The organism is Boseongicola sp., from assembly GCF_057460485.1.
Genome location: NZ_JBVCWP010000298.1, coordinates 1 through 4,447, shown reverse-complemented (window position 1 = coordinate 4,447; position 4,447 = coordinate 1). Strand labels below are relative to the sequence as shown.

The 4,447-nt window shown below is 56.5% G+C and carries 4 protein-coding genes; 2 read left to right on the top strand and 2 right to left on the bottom strand.

Features of this window, described 5'->3' with window-relative positions; genetic code table 11:
* Positions 1–3: 3 nt before the first annotated feature.
* Positions 4–1,329 (bottom strand): glutamate--tRNA ligase, encoded by a 1,326-nt coding sequence (gene gltX / locus AC221Y_RS20700; RefSeq protein WP_486708262.1) that lies wholly within the window; start codon positions 1,327–1,329, stop codon positions 4–6.
* A gap of 61 nt (positions 1,330–1,390) precedes the next feature.
* Here gltX and AC221Y_RS20695 point away from each other — a divergent pair, with 61 nt between their 5' ends.
* Complete coding sequence (locus AC221Y_RS20695) at positions 1,391–1,795, top strand: metallopeptidase family protein (protein WP_486708261.1); 405 nt, start codon at positions 1,391–1,393, stop codon at positions 1,793–1,795.
* A gap of 155 nt (positions 1,796–1,950) precedes the next feature.
* Positions 1,951–2,901, top strand: a complete 951-nt coding sequence (locus tag AC221Y_RS20690; RefSeq protein WP_299756805.1) for a 1-phosphofructokinase family hexose kinase — start codon at positions 1,951–1,953, stop codon at positions 2,899–2,901.
* A gap of 147 nt (positions 2,902–3,048) precedes the next feature.
* Here AC221Y_RS20690 and AC221Y_RS20685 read toward each other — a convergent pair.
* On the bottom strand, positions 3,049–4,447 hold a 1,399-nt coding region (locus AC221Y_RS20685), incomplete at its 5' end, for an NAD+ synthase (protein ID WP_486708260.1).

Below are 4,447 nucleotides of genomic sequence, written 5' to 3'. Positions count from 1 at the left end.
TGCTTAATCAAAGCTTGGCTTCTTTTGCAAAAGCGGCATCACGTCTGCCATCTCTGGCCCCCGTGCCTGTCCCGTGACAGCGAGACGCAATGGCATGAACAGTCCGCGCCCTTTGCGGCCAGTCTCGGCCTTCACAGCATTGGTCCAATCACTCCAGGCATCGTCGGCATAAGGGGGATCGCCCAGCATTTCGAACGCCTTAACGACAAACTCACGGTCTTCTTCTGCAATCTCTGGTGTGGCGTGGCCCGAAAAAACTGGCCACCACGCCCCGGCCTCTGCGCGCGTGGCTGTATTGCCGCGCACGACCGACCAATAAGGCTTGCGTAGTCTGTCTGGAACGCCCGCCCTAGACAACGCTTCATCGACATCTAATGCGTCAAGGCCGTGGACCACACTTGCGGTGATCGGAACAAGATCCTCGACGTCAAACTTCGTAGGCGCCGAGCCGAAACGGCTGATGTCGAAACCTTCAATCAACTCATCATGGCTGCCGCGCAGCTCAACCGGATCGGCCGACCCAATACGCGCCATAAGACTGAGAATAGCCATCGGCTCGATGCCACGCGCCCTAAGGTCACGCAATGCAAGCGTCCCAAGGCGTTTGGAAAGCGCTTCCCCCGTGGGACCAGTCAGCAAAGAATGGTGCGCAAAATCAGGGACATGACCACCAAGTGCGCGGATCATCTGAACCTGAGTGGCCGTGTTCGTCACATGATCAGCGCCACGCACAACATCCGTTACGCCCATGTCAGTGTCATCTACTACCGAAGCCAGCGTGTACAACACTTGCCCGTCCTGCCGGATCAAGACAGGATCGCTGACGGAGGCCGCATCAATCGAAACATCGCCTAAAATTCCATCGGTCCACTCGATACGTTCCTGATCGAGCTTGAAACGCCAGACGCCTGTTCCGCGGCTCCTTCTCAGCGCAGCTTTTTCGTCGTCAGAAAGAGCAAGTGCTGCACGATCGTAGACAGGAGGGCGGCCCATATTCAGCAATTTCTTGCGCTTCAGATCAAGTTCAGTCGGCGTTTCCCATGCCTCGTAAAACCGCCCCATCTCGCGAAGTTGGTCGGCAGCATCGGCGTAACGGTCCAGCCGTGCAGATTGGCGTTCCTCGCGGTCCCACGTCAGTCCAAGCCATTCAAGATCTTCGCGTATCCCGTCGACGTATTCTTCTTTCGAGCGCTCAGGGTCGGTGTCATCCAAACGCAGAATAAACGTCCCCCCCGCTTTGCGCGCGATTAACCAATTGAACAACGCGGAACGCAGATTGCCAACGTGCAGGTAGCCGGTCGGTGATGGGGCGAAGCGGGTAACGGTCATAGGTGTCTCCTGATCCGGCGACGCTCTTTCATACAGCAGCACTTTTGTCCATATGGAAGGCATGAGCGATGCAAAAGACACGCCACCAAATGCCCCGGAAGTCGAAGCATTGGCGCTCGCTGCAATCGAGGCTTTGCCCGACGCCTTCAAGGCCGAGGCGGCGCGAGTTGCTTTGCGGGTTGAAGATTTTGCGACACAGGAAGTACTCAAGGGTCTTGGAATTGACGACCCCTTTTCGTTGACCGGGCTTTACGATGGCATTCCACTGACGGAGAAATCAGTTTTTGACCAACCGTCACACCCTGACGCGATCTGGCTGTTTCGCCGACCAATTTTGGACGAATGGATCGAGCGCGGCGACGTGTCTTTAACCGCCTTGGTGGCACATATTTACATCCACGAGCTTGCCCACCACTTTGGATGGTCGGATGACGACATCGCATCTATTGACGAGTGGTGGACTTAAGGAAATCCCGGTTCACCGACATATTGCCAACATAGCTTAGTATTCCGTAACGATCCTCAACCGGCCGCTCGGAGGTTGATGGATGTTTTCGACTTGCGATGATTGCGCTAACGCGGCATGAACAATCGTCGAAAAGACCGCTAGGGGCCCCGCACATGAAATCGCACATTCTGACGATAACACTTAACCCGACCGTAGACTTCTGCACCACGTCACCGCGCATCGAGCCGGGGCCGAAGTTACGGTGCACCGACCCGCAGATCGATCCGGGAGGCGGCGGCATTAACGTCGCGCGTGCGGTCAAGTTATTGAAAGGTCAGGCGACTGCGCTGGTTGCTATTGGAGGCGCGACAGGCGCTCACCTTTTGCAGCTTTTGGCGCTTGAAGGCGTGCCCACGGTGGCGTTCCAGGGTCCCGGCGAAACCCGGCAATCGTTGAGCGTGATAGATCAGGGAACCGGCGAGCAGTATCGCTTTGTGATGCCCGGCCCGGCTTGGCGCGATAGCGACGTGCCGCGCGCATTGAACTCGGTCGATCAGGCGACAGGCGCGGATACTTTGGTGGTCCTGTCAGGCAGCCAACCGCCCGGAGTTGCAAAGGATTTCCCGTCGATCTTGGCAAGCCACGTGAAGGGCAGCGAAGCGCATTTGATTGTTGATACGTCGGGTCCAGCACTGTTTCATCTTGTCGAAAAACCACGTGAAGCACTGCACGTTTTGCGGATGGACGGCCCGGAAGGCGAAGAGCTTGCAGGGCGCCCATTGCCAACGCGCGAGGACACCGCAGAGTTTGCGCAATCCCTTGTTCAAGCCGGCGTTGCACGAATAATTATCGTTGCTCGCGGGGCGGATGGATCGGTTCTGGCAAGCGAACAGGGCAATTGGCATTCTGTTGGTCCGCCTGTCTCGGTGGTCTCGACAGTGGGTGCCGGAGACAGCTTTGTCGGGGCCTTCACATTGGCGCTTGCTGGCGATGAGCCGGTCGAGGAATGTCTGCGGTGGGGGGTGGCGGCGGCCAGTGCTGCGGTCATGACCCAGGCCACGCGTTTGTGTGACCGTGAGATTACCGAGCGCCTTTTGAAAGATTGCTCCGTTACCAGGCTTTAGCAGGCTGCGCTAAACAATTAACGCCGGTTTCCTCGGCCAAATCACCACGTCGCCACAACGTCGGTATGCCGTCGGTGCAGGGGGTCGCCGAGGCAGGACTTCGGGAACGAAATCTTCTGCAATATTCACAGCTATAAACACCCTGGATTAGCTTGGATCCCGCCAGCGATTAACAATCGGATAGCGCCGATCAAGCCAGAACGACCGCGTCGTAAGACGCGCGCCAGGAGCCGACTGATACCGCTTGTATTCGGCCAGATAAACCAGATGTTCGATTTTCTTGACGGTCGTGCGATCAAATCCTTTGGCCACGATATCCGCCACTGATGTTTCGTTGTCGATCAGCTCTTCCAAGATGACATCCAGCTCGTCGTAGGGCGGCAGGCTGTCACTATCTTTTTGATCTTCGCGCAATTCAGCCGTCGGTGGTTTGTCGATGACGCGGGGAGGAATAACCTCGCCCGGCGGACCCATCATCCAGTCACGATGGTTGGCGTTGCGCCACCTACACGTGACAAAGACGCGCATTTTGTAGAGATCCTTGATCGGATTGTAACCGCCGGCCATGTCGCCGTAGATCGTCGAATATCCAACCGCGACTTCCGATTTATTGCCGGTGGTCAGCAGCATCTCGCCGTACTTATTTGAGATCGCCATTAGGATCACGCCGCGCAGGCGCGACTGAATGTTTTCCTCGGTCAGGCCCGGTTCCGTGCCCACAAAAATATCTCCGAGTGTATCGTTAACGGCTGTAACAGGGCCCTTAATAGAGACAGTATCAAGTCGTGCGCCGAGATTGCGCGCGACTTCGCCCGCGTCGTCCAGAGACACCTGCGACGTAAACTTGGAAGGAAGCATGACGCAGCGCACGTTTTCTGGACCCAACGCGTCAGCCGCAATGGTCGCCACTATGGCCGAGTCGATGCCGCCAGAGAGCCCAAGTAGCGTTTTTTTGAAACCTGTTTTGCGGAAATAATCGCGCAAAGACTCGACCATGACGCGATAGTCTTGTTCCCATTCATTCGGGAACGCCGCTATTTCACCGGGGACGGCACGCCATCCAGCATCTGTTTCTTCAAAGTCAACGTGGGCGATCGCTTCGTCAAAAACCGGCAAACGCATGGCAAGCTCGCCGCCCGGATTTAGGACGAAGGTTCCACCATCAAAAACCTGATCGTCCTGCCCGCCAACCATATTAAGATAGATTAACGGCAGGCCGGTTTCGACCACGCGTGACACCATTTGGTTTAACCGCGTTTCGTACTTGTTTCGATAGTAGGGGGACCCGTTGGGAACGAGGAGAACTTCGGCGCCACTTTCGCCCAATGCTTCGGGCACGTCTTCATGCCATGCATCTTCGCAAATAGGGGTGCCAACGCGCAAAACTCCAAGGTCATAAGGCCCGGCAATCGGACCGGGTTCGAACAGGCGAACCTCGTCAAAGACGGTTTCATTGGGAAGGTGGTGCTTGAGAACTTGCCGCACCAACCGTCCTTCTTTGAGGACGTGATAGGCATTGAAAAGCTTGCCGCCTTGTAGCAACGGC